Origin of the sequence: Isoptericola sp. NPDC056605, assembly GCF_042792795.1 — a bacterium.
Classification (GTDB): Bacteria; Actinomycetota; Actinomycetes; order Actinomycetales; family Cellulomonadaceae; genus Isoptericola.
In genome coordinates this window covers 115,456-136,493 of the sequence record NZ_JBHTVT010000012.1, presented here as the reverse complement: position 1 = coordinate 136,493, position 21,038 = coordinate 115,456, and the positions used below count along the sequence as shown (strand labels likewise).

Below are 21,038 nucleotides of genomic sequence, written 5' to 3'. Positions count from 1 at the left end.
GGGTCGTCCTGAGACGGACGACCCACCGCGACGTCAGCGCTAGGTTGCCGCCATGTCCTCCCTGACGGTCCGGTCCGCCCGCGCCGGCGACGCCGACGCGCTGTGGCCGCTCGCCCGCGACTTCGCGACCAGCTTCCGACCGCGTCGGGAGGCCTTCGACCAGACCCTCGGGGCGCTCCTCGGCCGGGACGACACGTTGCTCGCCGTGGTGACCGACCTCGCGACCGAGTCCACGACCGACGACGCACCGCTCGGCTACCTCCTGGCGAACGTCCACCTGACGTTCCTCGCGAACGGACCGGTGTGCTGGGTCGAGGAGGTCATGGTCGACCCGGCGCACCGGGGCCGCGGGCTCGGCGCCGCGCTCATGGCGCACGCCGAGCGGTGGGCGGCGGCGCGCGGAGCCGCCTACGTGGCGCTGGCCAGCCGCCGGGCCGGGGGCTTCTACGAGGCCCTCGGTTACGACGACTCCGCCACCTTCTACCGCCGCGACCTGCCGGACGCCTGACCGCGATCAGCGGTCGCGGTGCTCCCGCGCGACGGCGTCGAGCGCGCGGGAGATCTCGCGACCGCGGCGCGCGACGTCGGCGTCCGGCCGTGCCGGGCCCGCCGCGGGCGCAGCCGCCCCTGTGAGGCCCGCCGGCACCAGCCAGCGCCAGCGCACGGTCGCCTGCACCACGGGGCCGACGCCCAGCGCGAAGGCCACGGTGGCCCAGCCGAACGTCCCGCCGAGCAGGATGCCGACCAGCACGACGACGACCTCGATGCCGGTCCGCACGAGGCGCACCGACCGGCCGGTGCGCTGCACGAGGCCGGTCATGAGCCCGTCGCGCGGGCCCGGGCCGAGCCGCACCCCGATGTAGGCGGCGGTCGCCACGCCGTTGAGGACGATGCCGCCGACGGCGAGGGCGATCCGGGCGGCCAGCCCCGGGTCGGGCACGAGCCACGCCGTGGCCGCGAGGCAGGGCCCGATCGCCAGGCTGATGACGGCCACGTTCACGACGGTGCCGATCCCCGGCCGCTGCCGGAGCGGGACCCAGGCGAGCAGCACGAGCGCGGAGGTCAGCGCGACGACCGTGCCGAAGCCGAGGCCGGTGCTGCGCACCAGGCCCTGGTGCAGCACGTCCCACGGCATGCCTCCCTGCCCGGCGTGCAGCATCATCGCCATCGACCACGTGAATGCCCACAGCCCGAGGACGAGCTGCGTCCCCCGGCGGACGGGTCCCCAGGTCATCGTCGGAGCCGCGGCCGGCACGACGGCGTCGGGCGCGCTGGTCCTCGGGGGCGGGGGCGCGTCGTCGGACGCGGACAGAGGTGCGGAACGAGGCGCGGAACGGAGCGCGCCCGGGCGCGGACCGCGGTCCGCCCGCCGGCGGAGGGGGCGGCGCGGAGGGCGGCGGGCAGGGCGGGTGGTCGTGCTCATGCTCCCACCCTCCGCGCTAATGGCCTTGCAATCCATATCCATTGGGGTGACAGTGGCCCCGTGACCGTCGTCTCCCCACCCTCCGCCACGACCGCGCCGCCCGCCGTCCGACAGCTCTCCCCCGCGGCCACCGCGCGCCTGCTCGGCGACTGGCGCGCGGGCGGGCCGGCCTACCTCGCGCTGGCGGACGCCCTGCGCGCCGCGGTGCTCTCCGGCAGTCTCCCGCCGCTCACCCGGGTGCCCAGCGAGCGCGAGCTGGCGGCAGCCCTGCGGGTCTCGCGCACCACGACGTCCGGCGCGTACGCCCGCCTGCGCGAGCTGGGATTCCTCGCGAGCCGGGTCGGCTCCGGCACGGTCACGACGCTCCCCCGCGGCGCGGGGGCGGCCCGCGGGAGCGCGCCCGTCGCGGCGGGCGACGCCCCCGCGGACCCGCCGGGCGACGAGCGGCCCGAGTCCCCCGTCGACCTCGCCCAGGCGACGCCGTCCGCCACGTCGGCCCTGCACGACGCCTACACCGCGGCCCTCGAGGTGCTGCCGGGCTACCTCTCCACCGGCGGCTACGCACACCTCGGCGTCGAGGTGCTGCGGTCGGCGATCGCCGACCGCTACACGGCGCGTGGCGTGCCGACCACACCGGAGCAGATCCTCGTCACCACGGGCGCCCAGCAGGCGATCTCCGTGCTCACCGCCGCGTTCGTCGGACGCGGCGAGACCACCGTCGTCGAGTCGCCCACGTACTTCCACGCCCTGGAGCCGACGCGGCGCCTCGGCGGGCGGGTGGTCGGGGTCCCGGTCGGCGACGTCGAGACGCTCGCCTCGGCCGTGCGGCGTACCCGCCCCCGGCTCGTCTATCTCGTCCCCGACTTCCACAACCCCACCGGCGCGACGATGTCCGCCGAGGCGCGGGCGGCGGCGCGCGACCTCGCGGACCGCACGGGCACGACCGTCGTGGGCGACGAGACCCTGACCGACCTGGCGCTCGACCCCGGGGCTCGGGTGCCCGAGCCGTTCGCGGGCGACGGCGCCTCCCCGCACGTCGTGACGATCGGGTCGGCGTCGAAGTCGTTCTGGGGCGGGGTGCGCGTCGGCTGGGTGCGCGCCGACCCCCAGGTGGTGCGCCGGCTGGCGCGCGTCCGGGAGTCGGCGGACATCGCCACGCCGGTGCTCGAGCAGCTCGCCGTCGTCGAGCTGCTGCGCCGCGCCGACGCCATCCTGCCCGACCGCGTCGCCGAGCTGCGGGCGCGGCGCGACCTGCTCGTCGACCTGGTCCGCGACGCCCTGCCGGGCTGGCGCGTGCCCGTGCCGGCAGGAGGGCTGTGCCTGTGGGCCGACCTGGGCCGACCTCTCGCGCAGGCGCTCGCCGCCTCCGCCGTGCGCCACGGCGTCCTCGTCACGCCCGGGCCGGCGTTCACGCCGGACCGGTCCTCGCGCGACCGGGTGCGCCTGACGTTCACGCGCGAGCCCGACCAGCTCGCCGCCGCGGTGCCGCGGCTCGCCCGGGCCTGGGCGCAGGTCGCACCGGGCGCCTGAGGTCCCGCCGCGGCTCGGGCGTCAGACCGACGGCAGCACCACGCCCGGCGTCGCCTGCGCCCCGTCGTGCAGCAGGCGGGCGAGGGTCGCGCCGGCGGAGGCCAGCTCGCGCCAGTGCTCCCCGATCCACTGCTCGGCGTCGTACTGCGTGGTGAAGACCGGGCTCGGCACGGCGAGCGCACGACCGTCGGCGTCGTCCAGCGCCCACTCCCACCGCGGCCGGATCACGCGGCGCTCCCGGGAGCGGCGACGCCGCGGTCGATGCTGCCGGCCGCGACCGACCCCCGCGTGCGCGTCAGGGAGCGGTTGACCCTCGACGGCCAGAACGGGCCGGAGTAGATGAACGACGTGTACCCCTGGGTGAGGTCGGCGCCGGCCCGGAGGTAGGCGCGCACGTCGTCGGCGCCCGAGATGCCACCGACGCCAATGATCGCAGGGTCGGGCCCGAGACGGTCGCGTAGCCGGGCCACGACCTGCAACCCTCGCTCGAGCAGCGGGGGGCCGGAGAGCCCGCCAGGACCGCGGTCGTGCCCGATGGTCGTGTTGACGGCGACGACGCCGTCCAGGCCGAGCTCGGTGACGAGCGCCGCGACGGCGTCGACGTCGGCGTCCGCGAGGTCGGGGGCGATCTTCACCAGGAGCGGGACGCGGCGGGTGCCCGCGGCGGCGGTGGCCTCGTCGGCCGCGGCGCGGGCCGCCGTGAGGATGGGACGCAGCTCGGCGGTGGTCTGCAGGTCGCGCAGCCCGGGGGTGTTCGGGGAGGACACGTTCACCACGAGGTAGTCGGCCCACGGGGCGAGCTCGCGGGCGCAGGCGGCGTAGTCGTCCGCCGCGGCCTCCGCCGGCGTCGTCTTGTTCTTGCCGATGTTCGCGCCGACGACGACGGCCCGGCCCGCGGGCGTGGCCCGCAGCTCCCGCAGCCGCGCGGCCGCGGCGGGCGCGCCGTCGTTGTTGAAGCCCATGCGGTTGCGGATCCCCCGCACGTCGAGCTCGCGCCACATGCGCGGCGCCTCGTTGCCGGGCTGCGGGCGCGGGGTGACGGTGCCGATCTCCACGAAGCCGAAGCCGAGCATCGTCAGGCCCCGGATCGCGCGGGCGTTCTTGTCGAACCCGCCCGCGAGCCCGAACGGTGCGGGCACGGTGCGGCCGAGCACCTCGATGCTGCCCGGACCGCCGCTGCCCCGGCCCAGGTACGGCGCGAGGGCACCCTGGACGACGTCCCGCAGGACGGGGACGCGACCGGCGAGCGAGATGGCGCCGAACGCGAGCTCGTGCGCCCGTTCGGGGTCCATCCGGCGGAAGACGCCGTTGAAGAGCAGGGTGTACGGGCTCATCGGACCTCCGGGTCGGGGGCTGCGGGCGCGGTGGGCCCGGTCGGCTCGGTCGGTTCAGGCGCGGGTGCTGCGGCGTCGCGCGTCCCGCGCGGGCGGGTGCGCCACAGCCACCACAGCCCGACGAACGGCAGCACGAGCGGGACGTAACCGTAGCCCTGCCCGAACCCGGACCACACGGTCGTCTCGCCGAAGACGTCCGGAGAGGCCACGGAGGCGGCGCCGACCGCGAGCACGCCCACGGCCTCGAACCCCACGGTCACCCACGCGACGACGCGCCAGCGCGGCCCGCCCTTGGCGAGCGCGACGGTGGCCAGCACGTACACGACGGCGGACAGCGTGGACAGGGAGTACGCGACGGGCGCCTCGGAGAACTTGGTGGCCAGCTCGTACGACGACCGGCCGATCGCGGCGAAGGCGAGGATGCCGTAGACCGTGACGAGCAGCCGTCCGAAGCCGGTGCCGGTCCGACGCCCGCCCGCGGCGGGCGCGGGGGTGGTGCCGCTCATGCCGCCCCCCAGATCTGCCACAGCCGCCAGTCGAGGAAGCCCACCGTGAGGGCGGCCACCGCGAGGACGACGGACGACCACTTGGTGCGCTCGGCGAACGCCCAGATCGCGGCGATCGGCAGCACCACGAGGGCGGTGGCGACGTAGCCCCAGAACAGCGGCCCGTCGACGGGGTGGTCGCGGGTGACCATGAGGACGCCGGCCACCACCGCCTGGACGACGACGAGCGCCTCGACGACGGCGGCGCCGATCAGCTGCTTGAGGATCACGGCGCGGTCCTGGACGACGAACCACAGCGCCCACCCGGCGAGCGCGGCGCACGCCAGCAGGACGACGATGAGCAGGGGAAGGACCACGCCCGCAGACTACCGGCCGTCGGGCGCCCGACGGCGGTCGCGGGACGGGGATAGCATCGGCGCGTGGCAGACCTCACCCTCACCGGCAAGAATCCCAGCTCTCTCAAGGTCGACGCGCTCGTCGTCGGGACCTGCTCCACCTCGGACGGCGTCGCCGTCGTCGCGGACCAGCTGCCCGAGGCGTTCGTGCGGCAGATCGAGACCCTCGCCCCCCGCCTCGGCGTCACCGGCGCCCGCGACGAGGTGCGGCGCGTGCCCGCCGGCGACGGCGTCTCGGCCGACGTCGTCGTCCTCGCCGGGCTCGGGGAGCGCGCGGCCGACGGCACGTTCCCGCACGAGGTGCTGCGGTCGGCCGCCGGCGCCGCGACCCGTGAGCTCGCCGGCACCGACACCGTCGCCCTCGCGCTGCCCGCGGTGGACGAGGACGAGCTCGGCGCGGTCGTCGAGGGGGCGCTGCTCGGCGCGTACTCCTACACGCGCTACCGCACGGGCAAGGACACCAAGGGCGCGGTCGGCAGCGTCCAGGTCGTCACGTCGTTCTCCCGGTCGGGTCGCGCCAAGGCCGCGGTCGCGCGCGCCGAGGTGCTGGCCGCGGCGGTGCACGGCACCCGCGACCTGGTCAACGACGCCCCCAACGAGCTGTTCCCGGCCGCCTTCGCGGACGCCGCCAAGGCCGCGGCCAAGGGCGTGAAGGGCCTCAAGATCACGGTGCTCGACGACAAGCAGCTCGCCGCGGGGGGCTACGGCGGGCTCGTGGGCGTCGGGCAGGGCTCGTCGCGCGGGCCGCGCCTCGTCAAGCTGTCGTACACGCCCGCGAAGGCCACCGGGAAGGTCGCGATCGTCGGCAAGGGGATCACGTTCGACACCGGCGGCATCTCGCTCAAGCCGCCGGCCAGCATGCCGACGATGAAGTCCGACATGGCCGGCGCCGCCGCCGTGCTGCACACGGTCCTCGCGGCCGCGCGCCTCGGGCTGCCGGTCGCCGTGACCGGGTACCTCTGCCTCGCGGAGAACATGCCGGGCGGCAACGCGCAGCGCCCGGCCGACGTCATCACGATCCGCGGCGGCAAGACCGTCGAGGTCACCAACACCGACGCCGAGGGCCGCCTCGTCATGGCGGACGGCCTCGTCGCCGCCGTCGAGGACGGGCACGACGTCGTCCTCGACATCGCGACCCTCACCGGCGCGCAGATGGTCGCGCTCGGCAACCGCACGTCCGGCGTCATGGGCACCGACGCGGTGCGCGACGAGGTGAAGGCCGCCGCCGACGTCGCCGGCGAGGCGTTCTGGCCGATGCCGATGCCCGCGGAGCTCAAGGCCGGCCTGAAGTCGACGGTCGCGGACATGGTCAACTCCGCGCCCAGCCGCTGGGGCGGCATGCTGTTCGCCGCCCACTTCCTCGCCGAGTTCGTCGGCGAGACCCCGTGGGCGCACCTCGACATCGCCGGCCCGTCGTACAACGAGGGCTCGTCGTTCGGGTACACCCCCGCCGGCGGCACGGGCGTCGGCGTGCGCACGATGCTCGCTTTCCTCGAAGGCCGCGCGGCGGCCTGACGCCGCGCTCGACCGACCGCGCGACGACGCCCGGCCGCCCTCGGGTGGCCGGGCGTCGTCGTGCCGGTCAGCGGACGCCGGCCACGGCCCAGCGGAACGCGTTCGCCAGACGGTACCCGCCGGCGGGCGCCCGGAACGGCGCCGCGGCGCGCAGGACCGTCGGCGCGAGCTCCGCCGTCGTGCGCTCGTCCTCCCCGAGCAGGACGCCGCGCACCAGGCGGTCGTCGTCGGGCACGGCCCACGGGACGTCGACGATCCCCGCCCCCACGACGTCGAGCCCCGCGTCGGCGAGGGCGGACTCGAGCCCGCCCGCGGCGCGCAGCGGTCCGTCGGGCGGCACGTCCTCCTCGTACGCCTCGGCGACGGCGCGCTCGACCACGTCGAGGTCGTTCCGCGCGCCCTCGGCCCAGCAGGCGATGCCGACCCGGCCACCGGGGACCAGCACGCGGGCGACCTCGGCCAGGCCGTCACCGACGTCGTCGGCGAACTGCAGGGCGTTGACCGCGAGGACCGCGTCGAAGGCGCCGTCCTCGAACGGCAGGTGCTCGACGTCACCGTCCCGGACCGTCGCCGTGGGGTTCCGCTCGCTCGCCCGGCGCGCCATCGCCGGCGCGGGGTCGACGCCCGCGGCCTCCGCGCCCGCACGCACCAGGTGCGCGACCAGCTCGCCGGTGCCGCACCCGACGTCGAGGACCCGCGACCCCGGCCCGATCCGTGACGCCGTGAGGAGCGGCGCCCAGACCGGCTCCGCGAAGGAGCCCCACAGCTCGGCCCAGCCGGCGGCCACCGCCGACCAGCGCTCGCCCCCGCCGCCGTCCATGCCTCCCGGGTCTCCTCCGTCGCCCACGTGCCGCGGCTCAGGCCTTGCGGCGCTGCGCCGACGTCCAGTCCCGCATGCGCTGCGGGTAGCCGGTGAACCGCACGTTGTACACGGGCACGCCCAGCGACCGGGCCACCTCGAACGCCGTGCGCTCGTCCGGGACACGACGTCGCGTCCACTCGCCGGTGGTCGCCACGAGCAGCACGGTCGTCGGGGTCTGCGCGTTGGGCGGCTCGACGTAGGCCTCCACCCCCACGCGGGTGCGCACGAACTCCTGCAGGTAGGCCATCGTCTCGCCCCGCGATCCCGACGACGGCGGCGCACCGGGGGCCGGCGACGACGACCTGCCCAGCAGGCGTCCCAGCGAGGTCCTGAGCGACATGGCGCGAGACTACCGCCGTCGTCGGCGTCGTGGTCGGGAGACCGCCCGGAGGTGTCCTGGAGGTCATGCGGCGGTCAGGTGTACCCAGCGTCACACCAACCCGGAGCCCCGAACGATTGGGGCGACCCCCGTGGAGGTGACAAGATGGCAGGCAGTGACCAGAACGCGGCAACCCCAGATGTCGCGGGCCGGCAACCCGGCTCGCCTCGGCACGTCGCCTGACCCACTGATCGAAGGAGACTCCACAGGTCATGTCTGAGAACGTGCAGCTCCCTGCACTCGGCGAGTCCGTCACCGAGGGCACCGTCACCCGATGGCTCAAGGCCGTCGGCGACACCGTCGCCGTCGACGAGCCCCTGCTGGAGGTCTCGACCGACAAGGTCGACACGGAGATCCCCTCGCCGGTCGCCGGTGTGCTCGAGCAGATCCTCGTCGAGGAGGACGAGACCGTCGAGGTCGGCGCCACCCTCGCCGTCGTCGGTGACGGTTCCGGTGCCGGTGGTGGCGACGCCGCCCCGGCCGCCGAGGCCCCCGCCGCCGAGCCCGAGGCCCCCGCCGAGCCCGAGGCCCCCGCCGAGCCCGAGGCCCCCGCGGAGCCCGAGCAGCCCGCCGCCGCTGCCGAGCCCGCCCCGGCCGCCGAGGCGCCCGCCGCCGGTGGCGGCGAGGGCACCGAGGTGACGCTGCCCGCCCTGGGCGAGTCCGTCACCGAGGGCACCGTCACCCGGTGGCTCAAGGCCGTCGGCGACTCGGTCGAGGTGGACGAGCCCCTGCTCGAGGTCTCGACCGACAAGGTCGACACCGAGATCCCGTCCCCCGTGGCCGGCACCGTCCAGCAGCTCCTCGTCGAGGAGGACGCGACCGTCGAGGTCGGCGCCGTCCTCGCGATCGTCGGCTCCGGCGCCGCCCCGGCTGCCGAGAAGCCCGCCGAGCCCACCCCGGCCAAGACTCCCGAGCCGGTCGGTGCGCCCTCGAAGCCTGAGGAGCCCGCCCCCGCGCCCGAGAAGCCTGCGGAGACGAAGCCGGCCGCCGAGGAGAAGCCTGCTCCGGCCCCGGAGCAGCCGGCCCAGCCGGAGCCTGCCGCCGAGAAGCCCGCGCCGTCCGCTCCGGGCAAGGGCTCCTACCTCACGCCGCTGGTGCGCAAGCTCGCCGCGGAGAAGGGCGTGGACGTCTCGACCCTCCAGGGCACGGGCGTCGGCGGCCGCATCCGCAAGGAGGACGTGCTCGCCGCGGCCGAGAAGGCCGCCGCCCCGGCTCCTGCCGCCGCGGCCCCGGCCGCCAAGGCCCCGGCCGCCAAGGCGCCGGCCGCCAAGGCGCCGGCCACGCTGCCGGTCTCGCCGCTGCGCGGCACGACCGAGAAGATGTCGCGCCTGCGCAAGATCGTGGCCGAGCGCATGGTCGAGGCACTGCACACGCAGGCCCAGCTCACGACCGTGGTCGAGGTCGACGTCACCAAGGTCGCCAAGCTGCGCGCGAAGGCCAAGGAGTCGTTCAAGGCCCGCGAGGGCGCGAACCTCACCTACCTGCCGTTCTACACGCTGGCCGCGGTCGAGGCGCTCAAGGCGTTCCCGAAGATCAACGCCTCGATCGACCAGGACAAGGGCGAGATCACCTACCACCCCGCGGAGAACGTCGGCATCGCCGTCGACACCGAGCGTGGCCTGGTGGTCCCGGTCATCAAGAACGCCGGCGACCTGAACCTGGCGGGCATCGCCCGCCAGATCGGCGACCTGGGCGCCCGCACCCGGGCGAACAAGGTCGGCCCGGACGAGCTGTCCGGCGCCACGTTCACGATCACGAACACCGGCTCGGGCGGCGCGCTCATCGACACGCCGATCGTCCCCGGCGGGCAGGTCGCGATCCTCGGCACCGGCACGATCACCAAGAAGCCGGCGGTCGTGACGGGCCCGGACGGCGAGGAGACCATCGCCATCCGCCAGTTCGCGTACCTGTTCCTCTCCTACGACCACCGCCTGGTCGACGGTGCGGACGCCGCGCGGTTCCTCACCGCCATCAAGGCACGCATCGAGGAGGGCGCGTTCGAGGCCGAGGTCGGTCTCTGACCTCACCCCGTCCCTGACGACGAAGGGCGTCCCGGCCACGGCCGGGACGCCCTTCGTCGTCCCGCCCGGCACCCGCGTCGAGCCCGCCGCGCCGATCCCTCACGACGGTCGCGCGGCGGCGCTCAGGAGACCTCGGCGACCCGCCAGCCGTCCGGCGTCCAGTCGAGCCGCAACGTCGCGGTGCGCACGTCCGACGCGGGGACGGCGGTGACGGTGCCGTCGGCCGCCACCTGCTCGTGCGCGGTCACGGCGTACCGCACCACGACGTCCGCCGTGCCGTCGTCCCGCTGCCCGCTCGGCCCGCCCTCACCGGCCCTCTCCGCACGGGAGTCCTCGACCCGCACCTCGGCGCCGCGCACCCGGGTGCCGGCCTGCGCGGCGGCCTCGAGCAGCGCGACGTCCGCCTCGTGCGCCGGCGACCCCGGCACGTCCACCGCGCCCCACCGCGCCGGGTCCGTGTCCGAGACCGAGCTCGTGATCAGCGCGACGCGCCGGCGGGTGAGCTCGGCGGCCGCGGCGCCGGGGTCGGCCCGGTCCTGCGTGGGGTCGTCCTGCACCGTGTCGCGGTCGGTGGTCGGACCGTCCTCGGCGACCGACGACGGCGCAGGGGCAGGTGCTCGGACCTGGACCGCGACCGCCGTCAGCACCGCCACCACCCCGACCGCGCCGACCAGGCCGAGCACGCGTCGCCCGGTCCCGCCGCGGCGCCGGGCGGTCGCGCGGCGCGCGGACCTGCTCGCCGGACGACCGGCCCTGTCTCCGTCGGCGCGCCGGACCGCCCGCCGCCGGGGCACGCGGACGGGCGCCTCCGCCACCGGCAGGACGGGGCGCCTGCCCAGGGCCGCGGCCGCGAGCGCCGCCGGCTCGGGGAGCCGCACGGGCTCGGTGGCGACGGCCGTGTCCGCCTGGGCCGCGAGCGTGCCGGCCTCCGGGCGCACCCGCGGGTCGGGTGCCGCCGCCGGGGCCAGCACGGCGCGCAGCGCGGTCGCGTCGTCGTCGCCGCGGTCGCCGAGCAGGTCGGCGACGAGCCTCGCCAGCGCGTGCACGTCCGCCGCCTCACCGGCAGCCGGGTCGTCGGCGACACCGTCGGCACCGTCGGCGCCGTCGGCACCTGCGAGGTCGGCCCGCGGGCGCAGGAGCGCGCTGCCACCGGGATCGAGCACCACGTCCTGCGCGCCCACGCTCCCCTGCCGCAGCCCGGCGCTGTGCAGCGCGGCGAGCCCGCGCGCCACCGTGACGAGGACCCCCGCCGCCTCCCGCGAGGTCAGGCGCCCGCGGACGGCGAGCACGGTGGGCAGGTCGGTCGCGGCGCCGCCCCGCCGCAGGGCCAGGGTCCCGTCGTCGCGCACGTCGACGGCCGTCACGGGCTCCACGCACGGGTGCCGGAGCGCCGCGAGCGCGCGCACGCGCTCCAGGAGGGCGTCGCGGGCGCCGGCGTCGGTCGGGATCGACAGCGTCTGGGTGGGCACGGAACCATCGAACACCGTCGCGGCCGCCCGTCGTCGCCGTCATCCACAGGCGAGGGGTCAGAAGGTGATGGGACGCCCCTCGCGCGCCGACACCCGGGCGGCGTCCAGCACCTCGGCGGTGCGCACGGCGTCGGCCGGGTCGACGGGCGCGGGCTCGTCCCCGTGCAGCCACGGCCCCAGCGCGCGGTAGAAGTCGGCGTGGCCGCCCGGGGCCGCGGGCACGGCGCGCCGGTCGCGGCCGCGCGTGAGCCAGCCGACCGACCCCTCGGGCGCGTCGTCGTCCAGCACCTCGAGCGGGGAGGCGTCCTGCTCGAAGGTCGTCACCAGGTAGGCGCCCGCCGACCCGAGCACGCGGGTCCGAGGGCCGGGAGCGCCTACGACCGACCCCGCCCAGAGCCGCGACACGACGGCGTGCGGGCTCCCCGCGCGGCCGCCGCCGGCCTCGTGCTCCAGGACGAGGAAGACGTCGTCCTCGGTGGGCGTGGTGAGCTTGCGGGTCTGCGCCCAGACGGACCGGACGCGGCCGAACAGCTGCGTCGCCGAGTCCACCAGGTGCGGGCCGAGGTCGAGCAGCAGCCCGCCACCGACCGGGTCGTTCTCCTTCCACCGCTGCCGCGGGACCGGCCGCCAGCGCTCCCAGCGCCGCTCGAACGTGTGCACGTCACCCAGGCCACCGGCGTCGAGCAGGCCCACGAGGGTGAGCTGCTCGGGGTCCCAGCGCCGGTTCTGGAAGACGGTGAACGGGGTACCGGTGGCGGCCGCCTCCTCGACGACGGCACGTGCCTGGTGCGCGTCGAGCCCGATCGGCTTGTCGAGCACGAACGGGATCTCCGCGCGGGCGAGGGCGGCGGCGTGCTCGGCGTGCAGGGTCGTGGGGCTGGCCACCACGACGAGGTCGTAGGCGCGGCGGGCGGCGATCAGCTCGTCGAGGTCCGACAGCAGCCGGGCTCCCGGCCAGTCCCCCGCGGCCTGGTTGCGCCGGCCGGGGTCGCGCGTCACGACGGCCGTCACCGGGAGCCCGGCCTCCGCCGCGAGGCGGGCGTGGATCTCCCGGCCCGCTCCCCCGTACCCGACGATCGCCAGGCGCGGCGGAGGCACGATCCCCCCGTCCGGCCCCTGGTCGGCCGAGCTGTCCGTCGTCGCCTCGCCCTGTGCGGTCATGACCTCCATGGTGCACGAGGGACGCCGCTGGACGGTGGAACGGCCCGCCGGGCGCGACCTCGCCAAGAGAAAAGTCGCCCTCGGCAATAGCGTGGGCGCGACCCCACCGCACCCGGCGGCAGGGTCGCGCGAAAGGAGCAGCTCATGGCACGACGACGTACCACCGTCGCCATCACGGCGGCAGCAGCTCTGATCTCCACCAGCCTGGTCGCCGCAGGGTCGCAGGCACGGTCCCCCGCCGTCCGCGACGCCGCGCTGCCGGAGGCGACGGCGGACATCGCCACGCCCGAAGAGTTCTTCGGGTTCGAGATGGGCGCGGAGGGACGGCTCGCCGCCTACCCGGACGTGCTGGACTACCTGCGCAGCGTGGCGCAGGAGTCCGACCGCGTCGAGTACGAGACGGTGGGCGAGACCACCGAGGGCAACGAGTACGCAACCGTCTTCATCAGCTCGCCCGAGAACCTGGAGCGGCTCGACGAGATCGTCGCGCTCAACCAGCGGCTCTCCGACCCCCGGTCGACGACGCCGGACGAGGCGAAGGAGCTGGCCGCGCGGAGCGTGCCGATCTACCACCTGGAGGCCACCGTGCACTCCACGGAGGTCGGGAACGGGCAGGCGATCAACGACATCGTGCACCGGCTCGCCACCGAGGACTCGGAGTTCACCGAGGAGGTGCTCACGCAGTCGGTGATCATGCTCGTCCCGTCGCAGAACCCCGACGGCCAGGTCAAGGTGGTCGACCACTTCGACCGCACCGCGGGCACGGACCTCGCCCGCGTCTACCCGGACCTGTACCAGAAGTACACGGGCCACGACGACAACCGTGACTGGACGATGTTCACCCAGGTCGAGGCGCGCTACCGCCTCGGCCTGACGCAGAAGTACCGGCCCGTGATGACGCACATCATGCATCAGCAGGGCAACTCGGGTGAGCGGATCTTCGTGCCGCCGTACGGCGGCGTGACGAGCCCGAACGTGCCGGCGAACTCGAACGCGTCGAGCTCGGCGGTCGGCCAGCACGCCATGCGCGACCTCACGGCCGAGGGCAAGAAGGGCGTCGGCACGGACGATTACCACATCTACTGGACGCTGGAGCAGCCGGTCGGGTTCTTCCCCTTCACCGGCACGGGGGTGTACCTCACCGAGATCGCCTCGGCGACGGACCTCGCCTACCCGCAGAGGTCGAAGGACGGCGGCCCCCTCGGGCCGCAGACCCCCACCCAGGACCTCATCCAGCCCTACGACAAGGACACCTGGACGCTGCGCGACATCGTCGAGTATGCCGAGACCGCCACCTACTCCGGCATGGAGTACGTGGCGCGCAACGGCGAGGACCTGCTGTACGACAACCTCTACTCCGCGCCCCGCGAGTTCACAGAGAACGGCGTCGCGTCCGGGGTGGAGGCCTACGTGGTCGGCGCCGACCAGCGGGACCCGTACGCGACGTTCGAGATGCTCGAGCGGCTGGACTGGACCCAGGTCGAGATCGACCGGGCGACGGAGCCGTTCACCGCCGGGGGCCGGGACTTCCCGGAGGGCTCGTACGTCGTGCGGACCCGGCAGCCGCTCGGGAACTGGGTGGACCAGCTCCTCGGCACCGACGAGTACCCGGTCGACGACCTGCCGTACGCGGAAGCCACGACGAGCCTGCCCCTGCAGCTCGGCGTCGATGTCGTCCCCGTCTCCGCACCCGTCGAGGTGCCGACGGACCGGGTGGAGTCGGTCGAGGTGCCCGAGGTGTCGATGCCCGCGGCCCCGCCGACGGGCGGCGCCTACCTGGTGCGGCCCGAGTCGTACGGCACGATCCCCGTGGCCGCCGCCCTGCAGAAGGCGAACATCACCACGTTCCGCGCCGGGCAGGAGTTCGCCGACGCCGGCACCACCTACCCTGCCGGGACGTACGTCGTGCCGGCGACGCCGCAGGCGCGGCGGGTGCTCGACACCGCGAGCGCCGACGTCGGCCTGCAGGTCACCGCCGCGCGGTCGGCGCCGGCGGTGGAGGGGATCCAGCTCAAGCCCCGCACCCGGGTGGGCCTCCTGCGCGGGGCGAACAACATGCCCGGCGGGTGGGACATGTGGGTCATGGACGAGTACGGCGTCGACTACGACGTCGTCGGCGCCCAGGACTTTCAGAGCGGTCGCCTGATCGACGTCTACGACACGATCGTGCTCCCGCAGGGCATCTCGAAGGACGACGTCGTCGAGGGCCTCGACCCGGCGAAGTACGACGAGGAGTTCGCGTGGGCGTACGGCGTCGGCGCGAAGGGCTGGCGCAAGCTCGCCCAGTTCGTGCGCCAGGGCGGCACGCTGCTGGCGGTCGGCGACTCGGTCGCCACCGCGCAGGAGCTGCTGGACCTGCCGATCGAACCGGCCCTGCCGGACGACGACGAGGAGTTCGCGACAGGCGGCAGCCTGCTCAACCAGGAGTTCGACACCTCGGACATGGTCGCGTGGGGCATGCCGGAGAGCTGGCCGGTCTGGCTCTACGACACCCAGGCGTGGACCCCGACGGGCCCGGGGGCCGACGTGGTCTCGACCTATCCCGACCAGGACGTGCTCGCCAGCGGGTACCTCCGGGGCGAGGAACACGTCGCGGGGACGGCGAACGTCGTGTCGTTCGACGTCGGCAAGGGCACGGTGGTCACCTACGGGAGCGAGGTGACGTTCCGGTCGCTGCCGCGGTCGTCGTTCAACCTCCTGTACAACGCCGTGTACGGGGGGCCGGCGGCCGAGGTGGGCGCGACCCAGCTCGCCGGGCTGCGGCCCGCCTTCCGGGCCGACGGGACCCTGCGGTCCCGGTAGGCGCCGACCGGGCGACGGCGCGCGGGACAGTCCGCGCGCCGTCGTCCGTCAGCGGGTCGTGCCGGTCGTGGTGCCGTCCCCGCCTGCCCGGGCGAGCCGCGACGGCCACCAGACCCGGTCGCCGACGTCGTGCACGAGCGCGGGGACGAGCAGGCTGCGCACCACGAGCGTGTCCACGAGCACGCCGAACGCGACGATGACGGCGAGCTGGGCGAGGAACAGCAGCGGGATGACCCCGAGGGCGGCGAACGTCGCGGCGAGGACCACGCCCGCCGACGTGATGACGGAGCCGGTGACGGCCAGGCCGCGCAGCACGCCCCGCCGGGTGCCCACCTGCAGGCTCTCCTCGCGCACGCGCGTCATGAGGAAGATCGAGTAGTCGACGCCCAGCGCCACGAGGAAGCAGAACGCGTACAGCGGCACGGCCGGGTCCGCGCCCGGGAAGTCGAGCACGTGGTTGAACACCAGTGCCGAGACGCCGAGGGCGAACCCGAACGACAGCACGTTCGCGGCCATGAGCAGCACGGCGGCCAGGACCGACCGGAGCAGCAGCACGAGGATCAGGAGGATCACGGCGAGCACCACCGGCACGATCACCCGCAGGTCGTGCTGGCCGGCGAGCTGCGTGTCCAGCCGTTCAGCGGCCGCGCCGCCCACCAGCGCGTCGGGGCTGACGTCGTGCACCGCCGTGCGCAGGTCGGCCACGGCCTCGACCGCCGCCTGGCTGTCGGACGGCGCCTCGGTCGTGACGTCGACGCGCACCTGCCCGTCGACGACCAGCGGGTCGCCCTCGGCCGGCATGCCCGGCGCGGTGGCCGGCTGGTCGGTGACGACCGTCGCGGCGGTGATCCCGTCGGAGCCCTCGGCGGCCTCCACGACGGCGTCGGCGTCGGCCTCGGGGGCGATCACGATCGCGGGCTGTGCGGACACGCCCTCGAAGTGGCGGGTGAGCGCCTCCTCGCCGTCCACGGAGTCGACCTGCGTGAGGAAGACCTCCGAGTCACCGGTGCCGTTCGCGTCCAGGGTGGGCACGAACGCGGCGCCGGCCGCCAGCACCACGGCGGTGGCGACCCACACGACGCGGTCGTGCCGTCCCACGAAGCCGGCGACGCGCGACCACACGCCGTGCCCCGCGACGTCCACGTGCGTGTCGTCGTCGGCGTCCTCCGCCGTCGGGGCGGCGGTCGCCGTCGTCGTGGTGGTCGCCGTCGTCGAGGTGGTGGTCGCGGGCGTCGTCGTGGTGGGCTCCGGAGCCTCCGGCGCGTCGGAGTGCCGGCCGAGCGCGTGCGGCACGCGGGGCCAGAAGACCCACCGGGCCCGGCGCCCGCCGACGAGCAGCATCGCCGGCAGCAGGGTCGTGGCCGACAGGAACGCGGCGACGATGCCGATGGCGGCGACCGGGCCCAGGCTGCGGTTCGACGAGAGGTCCGACAGCAGCAGGCACAGCAGCCCGACGATCACCGTGCCCGCGCTGGCCGCGATCGGCTCGATCGAGGCGCGGACGGCGCGGCGCATCGCGGTGTACGGGGAGCTGGTGACCCGCAGCTCCTCGCGGTAGCGGGCCACCAGGAGCAGGGCGTAGTCCACGGAGGCGCCCACGACGAGGATCGACAGGATGCCCTGCGACTGGCCGTTCAGCGTCAGCACGTCGTTCGCGGCGAGGTGGTAGACCACCAGCCCCGCCAGGCACAGGGCCAGGACCGCGGTGAGGATCACGACGAAGGGCAGGAACGGCGAGCGGTAGACGAGCGCGAGGATCACCAGGACCGCGCCGAGGGCCACGAGCAGCAGCACGGTGTCGATCGCGCCGAACGCGCTCACGAGGTCGGCGACGAAGCCCGCGGGCCCCGTGACCCAGGCCTCGAGCCCCGTCCCGGTGAGCCCGCCGTCGGCGACGTCCGCGCCGGCGAGCGCCCGGAGGGCGCCCACCGCGAGCTCGGAGCCGCTCGACTCGTCGGCGCCGAGGTCCTCGGAGGCCTGCGCGGCGTCGAGCGAGACGACGACGAGGGCCGCCTGCCCGTCCTCGGACGGCACCACGACGGGGTCGGCGATGCTCAGGTCGCCGACGGTGCGCGGCTCGTCGCCCGACGTCCCCTCGAGCGGGGCGTCGGCGACCGCGTCGGCGAAGGCCTGGACGTCGGCGAGCTGCTCCTGCGTCAGCTTCGACCCGTCCGCGGTCTCGGCCACGACCAGGGCGGGCAGCGTCTCGGAGTCGGTGAACTGCTCGGCCAGCTCGGCAGCCTGCGTGGACTCCGCGCTCGCGGGCAGGAACGCCGCGTCGTCGTTGGTCTGGACGCTGCTCAGGCTGCCCTGGGCCTGGCCCCCGAACGCGCCGATCGCGAGCCAGACCCCGATCGCTGCCAGAATGACGAGGCCCCGCAGCAGACCTCGACCCCGATTGCCCCGCGCCCGATTACTCAGCATGCTGAGCATTCTGACGGCGCACCAGGGAGGAAGCAAGTGCAGCTCGACGACGGTCGTGACGAGACTTCCTGGCCGGACCCGGTCGACCCCACGAGCGACGACCCGGGCGAGTGGCCCACGGGGCGGCTGCTGTTCACCGTCGTGCGCCGTATCGAGCACGACTGGAACGCCCACCTCGCGGGCTGGAACCTCAACCACGCGGGCTTCCCGGTGCTGCTGCACCTGTTCGCCGGGCCGCGCACGCAGCGCGAGCTCGCCACGCTCAACGGCGTCACCGAGCAGACGATGAGCCGCGTGGTCGCCCGGCTCGAGCGCGCCGGGTACGTCACCCGCGGCGCCGACCCGCGCGACCGACGCCGCCGCGCCGTCGCGGTCACCGACGCCGGCCGCCGCGCCGCCGCGGAGGCGGGCCGCCTGCAGCCCGCGGAGGACCTCACCGCCCGCGGGCTCGCGGACGACGACGTGGCACGGCTGCGTGAGATCCTCGTCACCCTCGTGCGCGCGCAACGCGACGCCGACGACTGACCGCACCGCATGGGGCTAGCCTCGGTCGGGTGGACGTGATGACGCTGCCCGGACTGACCGAGTATCACGAGGCGTGGGAGCTCCAGCGCCGCGTGCACGCCGACGTCGTCACCGGCGACCGCCCCGACACGCTGATCGTCGTGGAGCACCCCGACGTCTACACGGCCGGTCGGCGCACGCACCGCGACGAGCGCCCCACCGACGGCACCCCCGTCGTCGACGTCGACCGCGGCGGCAAGATCACCTGGCACGGCCCGGGACAGCAGGTGGTCTACCCGATCCTGCGGCTCGCCGAGCCCATCGACGTCGTCGCGTACGTGCGCGCGCTCGAGGAGGCCGTCATGGAGGTCTGCGCCGGGTTCGGCCTCGCGACGATCCGGGTCACCGACCGCACCGGGGTCTGGTTCGCCGCCGACGGCGACCGCCTCGAGCGCAAGGTCTGCGCCATCGGCGTGCGCACCGCCAAGGGCGTGACCATGCACGGCATCGCCCTGAACTGCGACCCGGACCTGAGCCGGTTCGACAGCATCGTGCCGTGCGGCATCACCGACGCGGACGTGACCTCGCTGACGATCGAGACCGGTCGCCGCGTCACCCTCGACGACGTGCGGGCCCCGCTCGTCGACGCCCTCGCCCGCCACCTCGGCCCCCTGCGCGCGGCCCCCACCTCGACCGTGGCCGCGCCGGGTGTTGCTGAGGTCACGTCCACACGGTGAGCAGGTCGCGGCGCCGGGACACCCCCCTCACGTAGTCTGACGAGGTCCGGCGGTCAGGGTCCGCACAGGCTCCGCCCGCCCGACGTCCACCTGCTCGACGACGACCGGGAGACACCCGTGACGATCGCACCCGAGGGCCGCCGCATGCTGCGCATCGAGGCCCGCAACGCCGCCACCCCCATCGAGAAGAAGCCCGAGTGGATCAAGACGAAGGCCACGATGGGTCCCGAGTACCGGGAGCTGAAGGGCCTGGTCAAGGGCGAGGGCCTGCACACGGTGTGCGAGGAGGCGGGCTGTCCCAACATCTTCGAGTGCTGGGAGGACCGCGAGGCCACGTTCCTCATCGGCGGTGACCAGTGCACCCGCCGCTGCGACTTCTGCCAGATCGACACGGGCAAGCCGGCCGACTTCGACGCCGACGAGCCGCGTCGCGTCGCCGAGTCCGTGCGGACGATGGGGCTGAAGTACTCGACGATCACCGGCGTCGCCCGCGACGACCTCGCCGACGGTGGCGCCTGGCTGTACGCGGAGACGGTGCGCCAGATCCACGCCCTCAACCCGGGCACCGGCGTCGAGCTGCTCATCCCCGACTTCAACGCCATCCCCGAGCTGCTCGACGTCGTCAACGAGTCGCGGCCCGAGGTCATGGCGCACAACGTCGAGACGGTGCCGCGCATCTTCAAGCAGATCCGCCCCGCCTTCCGCTACGAGCGCTCGCTCTCCGTGCTCACCCGGGCGCGCGAGGCCGGCCTCGTCACCAAGTCGAACCTCATCCTCGGCATGGGCGAGACGATCGACGAGGCCCGCGACGCGCTGCAGGACCTGCACGACGCCGGCTGCGACCTCGTGACGATCACGCAGTACCTGCGCCCGTCGCTCCGCCACCACCCGGTCGACCGGTGGGTGCGCCCGGAGGAGTTCGTCGAGCTGTCCGAGGCGGCCGAGGAGATGGGCTTCCTGGGCGTCATGGCCGGGCCGCTGGTGCGCTCGTCGTACCGCGCGGGCCGCCTGTGGGGCCAGGCGATGACGCGCCGCGGCCTGCCCATCCCGGAGTCCCTCGCGCACCTCGCGGAGCCGACGACGTCGCGCCAGGAGGCCGCGAGCCTTCTTGCGCCGCGGGCCCACTAGACTTGACGACCATGGCCCGCACCAAGTCCGACGCCGGCGCGCCCGCTGACGCCACCGGCAAGCAGAAGAAGCCCAAGAAGCAGCGCTGGTACCACCAGGTGTGGGCCGCGTACCAGATGACGCGCAAGCAGGACCCCACGGTGACGTGGCTGATCCTGGGCGTGTTCGTCGGGATCCTCGCGGTCGTCGCCGCCGTCGTGCTGCTGCTCGACCTGCCGACCGGCTTCCAGATCCTGTACATCGTGGTGCTCGGCGTCCCGTTCGCGGCGCTGGGCGCGATGTTCACCCTGACGCGCAAGGCCGAGAAGGCCGCGTACACGCAGATCGAGGGCCAGCCCGGCGCCGCCCGGGCGGCGCTCGGCACCGTCCGCGGCGGGTGGGAGTTCGCGGACGAGCCGGTCGCGATCAACCCGCGCACCCAGGACTTCGTCTTCCGCGGCGTCGGCCGCCCGGGCGTCGTCCTGGTCTCCGAGGGCCCCGCGCACCGGGTGCAGCGCCTCCTGGAGGACGAGCGTCGCAAGACGGCGCGCGTCCTGCCGAACGTGCCGATCACCCTCATCCAGGTCGGCAACGAGGAGGGGCAGGTCCCGCTGCCCAAGGTCGCGAAGAAGGTGCAGAAGCTCAAGCGGAGCCTCACCAAGCCCGAGGCGGAGCAGGTCAAGAAGCGCCTCAAGGCGCTGGGCGGCGCCCGCCTGCCGATCCCGAAGGGCGTCGACCCGATGAAGGCCCGCCCGGACCGCAAGGGCCTGCGGGGCCGCTGAGCCACCTCAACACCGGCGAAGGGCCCGGGGGCCGCCCCGCGACCCCGCCCCGAAGCCACGGCCGACACCCCCCCCCGAACACCCCCC

General features: G+C 75.0%; 19 protein-coding genes. 9 read left to right on the top strand and 10 right to left on the bottom strand.

The genetic code is table 11. The features are described from left to right. The first annotated feature begins 52 nt into the window (after positions 1–52). On the top strand, positions 53–508 hold the full coding sequence (locus tag ACFQ8Y_RS13855; protein WP_430585814.1) for a GNAT family N-acetyltransferase: 456 nt from the start codon (positions 53–55) through the stop codon (positions 506–508). Positions 509–514: 6 nt separating this feature from the next. On the opposite strand, the gene ACFQ8Y_RS13850 is transcribed toward ACFQ8Y_RS13855, so the two are convergent. Further along, entirely contained in the window at positions 515–1,234 is a 720-nt protein-coding gene (locus ACFQ8Y_RS13850; protein WP_430585813.1) for a YitT family protein, read from the bottom strand. 249 nt (positions 1,235–1,483) lie between these two features. Between ACFQ8Y_RS13850 and ACFQ8Y_RS13845 the strand changes: the two genes are divergently transcribed. Continuing rightward, positions 1,484–2,953 carry a PLP-dependent aminotransferase family protein gene (locus ACFQ8Y_RS13845; protein ID WP_430585812.1) on the top strand — a complete coding sequence of 490 codons (1,470 nt, stop codon included), beginning with the start codon at positions 1,484–1,486 and terminating at the stop codon, positions 2,951–2,953. A 21-nt stretch (positions 2,954–2,974) separates the two neighbouring features. Here ACFQ8Y_RS13845 and ACFQ8Y_RS13840 read toward each other — a convergent pair whose 3' ends face one another. Genes ACFQ8Y_RS13840 through ACFQ8Y_RS13825 form a run of 4 tightly spaced genes read right to left on the bottom strand, consistent with a single transcriptional unit; the run spans position 2,975 to position 5,149 of the window. Then, positions 2,975–3,181, bottom strand: a complete 207-nt coding sequence (locus ACFQ8Y_RS13840) for a hypothetical protein (protein WP_430552624.1) — start codon at positions 3,179–3,181, stop codon at positions 2,975–2,977. Next, positions 3,178–4,287: a quinone-dependent dihydroorotate dehydrogenase gene (locus tag ACFQ8Y_RS13835; protein ID WP_430552623.1), complete on the bottom strand. Its 1,110-nt coding sequence runs from the start codon at positions 4,285–4,287 to the stop codon at positions 3,178–3,180. The genes ACFQ8Y_RS13840 and ACFQ8Y_RS13835 overlap by 4 nt, the downstream gene beginning before the upstream one ends. Next, positions 4,284–4,793, bottom strand: coding sequence for a hypothetical protein (locus ACFQ8Y_RS13830; protein ID WP_430585811.1), 510 nt, complete (start codon positions 4,791–4,793; stop codon positions 4,284–4,286). The genes ACFQ8Y_RS13835 and ACFQ8Y_RS13830 overlap by 4 nt, the downstream gene beginning before the upstream one ends. Then, positions 4,790–5,149, bottom strand: a complete 360-nt coding sequence (locus tag ACFQ8Y_RS13825; protein ID WP_430552621.1) for a hypothetical protein — start codon at positions 5,147–5,149, stop codon at positions 4,790–4,792. The genes ACFQ8Y_RS13830 and ACFQ8Y_RS13825 overlap by 4 nt, the downstream gene beginning before the upstream one ends. 63 nt (positions 5,150–5,212) lie before the next feature. Here ACFQ8Y_RS13825 and ACFQ8Y_RS13820 point away from each other — a divergent pair, with 63 nt between their 5' ends. Further along, positions 5,213–6,703 carry a leucyl aminopeptidase gene (locus tag ACFQ8Y_RS13820; RefSeq protein ID WP_430585810.1) on the top strand — a complete coding sequence of 497 codons (1,491 nt, stop codon included), beginning with the start codon at positions 5,213–5,215 and terminating at the stop codon, positions 6,701–6,703. A 67-nt stretch (positions 6,704–6,770) separates the two neighbouring features. On the opposite strand, the gene ACFQ8Y_RS13815 is transcribed toward ACFQ8Y_RS13820, so the two are convergent. Next, positions 6,771–7,523 carry a class I SAM-dependent methyltransferase gene (locus ACFQ8Y_RS13815; RefSeq protein WP_430585809.1) on the bottom strand — a complete coding sequence of 251 codons (753 nt, stop codon included), beginning with the start codon at positions 7,521–7,523 and terminating at the stop codon, positions 6,771–6,773. Between the two features lie 37 nt (positions 7,524–7,560). Then, complete coding sequence (locus tag ACFQ8Y_RS13810) at positions 7,561–7,905, bottom strand: oxidoreductase (RefSeq protein ID WP_430552618.1); 345 nt, start codon at positions 7,903–7,905, stop codon at positions 7,561–7,563. 251 nt (positions 7,906–8,156) lie between these two features. On the opposite strand from ACFQ8Y_RS13810, the gene sucB reads away from it, so the two are divergent. Beyond that, positions 8,157–9,965, top strand: coding sequence for a 2-oxoglutarate dehydrogenase, E2 component, dihydrolipoamide succinyltransferase (gene sucB, locus ACFQ8Y_RS13805; protein WP_430585808.1), 1,809 nt, complete (start codon positions 8,157–8,159; stop codon positions 9,963–9,965). A 122-nt stretch (positions 9,966–10,087) separates the two neighbouring features. Here sucB and ACFQ8Y_RS13800 read toward each other — a convergent pair whose 3' ends face one another. Then, positions 10,088–11,434 (bottom strand): hypothetical protein, encoded by a 1,347-nt coding sequence (locus ACFQ8Y_RS13800; RefSeq protein WP_430585807.1) that lies wholly within the window; start codon positions 11,432–11,434, stop codon positions 10,088–10,090. Between the two features lie 57 nt (positions 11,435–11,491). Further along, complete coding sequence (locus tag ACFQ8Y_RS13795) at positions 11,492–12,595, bottom strand: Gfo/Idh/MocA family oxidoreductase (protein WP_430585806.1); 1,104 nt, start codon at positions 12,593–12,595, stop codon at positions 11,492–11,494. A 144-nt stretch (positions 12,596–12,739) separates the two neighbouring features. Here ACFQ8Y_RS13795 and ACFQ8Y_RS13790 point away from each other — a divergent pair, with 144 nt between their 5' ends. Next, complete coding sequence (locus ACFQ8Y_RS13790) at positions 12,740–15,397, top strand: M14 family zinc carboxypeptidase (RefSeq protein WP_430585805.1); 2,658 nt, start codon at positions 12,740–12,742, stop codon at positions 15,395–15,397. Between the two features lie 48 nt (positions 15,398–15,445). Here ACFQ8Y_RS13790 and ACFQ8Y_RS13785 read toward each other — a convergent pair whose 3' ends face one another. Then, positions 15,446–17,821 (bottom strand): MMPL family transporter, encoded by a 2,376-nt coding sequence (locus tag ACFQ8Y_RS13785; RefSeq protein WP_430585804.1) that lies wholly within the window; start codon positions 17,819–17,821, stop codon positions 15,446–15,448. Between the two features lie 36 nt (positions 17,822–17,857). Between ACFQ8Y_RS13785 and ACFQ8Y_RS13780 the strand changes: the two genes are divergently transcribed. The 4 genes from ACFQ8Y_RS13780 to ACFQ8Y_RS13765 all read left to right on the top strand — a co-directional run bounded on the left by ACFQ8Y_RS13780 (position 17,858) and on the right by ACFQ8Y_RS13765 (position 20,951). After that, positions 17,858–18,346, top strand: coding sequence for a MarR family winged helix-turn-helix transcriptional regulator (locus ACFQ8Y_RS13780; RefSeq protein WP_430552612.1), 489 nt, complete (start codon positions 17,858–17,860; stop codon positions 18,344–18,346). Between the two features lie 38 nt (positions 18,347–18,384). Then, positions 18,385–19,062 carry a lipoyl(octanoyl) transferase LipB gene (lipB, locus tag ACFQ8Y_RS13775; protein ID WP_430552628.1) on the top strand — a complete coding sequence of 226 codons (678 nt, stop codon included), beginning with the start codon at positions 18,385–18,387 and terminating at the stop codon, positions 19,060–19,062. A 117-nt stretch (positions 19,063–19,179) separates the two neighbouring features. Further along, on the top strand, positions 19,180–20,190 hold the full coding sequence (gene lipA, locus ACFQ8Y_RS13770) for a lipoyl synthase (protein ID WP_430545186.1): 1,011 nt from the start codon (positions 19,180–19,182) through the stop codon (positions 20,188–20,190). A gap of 11 nt (positions 20,191–20,201) precedes the next feature. Next, positions 20,202–20,951: a DUF4191 domain-containing protein gene (locus ACFQ8Y_RS13765; RefSeq protein ID WP_430552611.1), complete on the top strand. Its 750-nt coding sequence runs from the start codon at positions 20,202–20,204 to the stop codon at positions 20,949–20,951. Positions 20,952–21,038 lie beyond the last annotated feature (87 nt).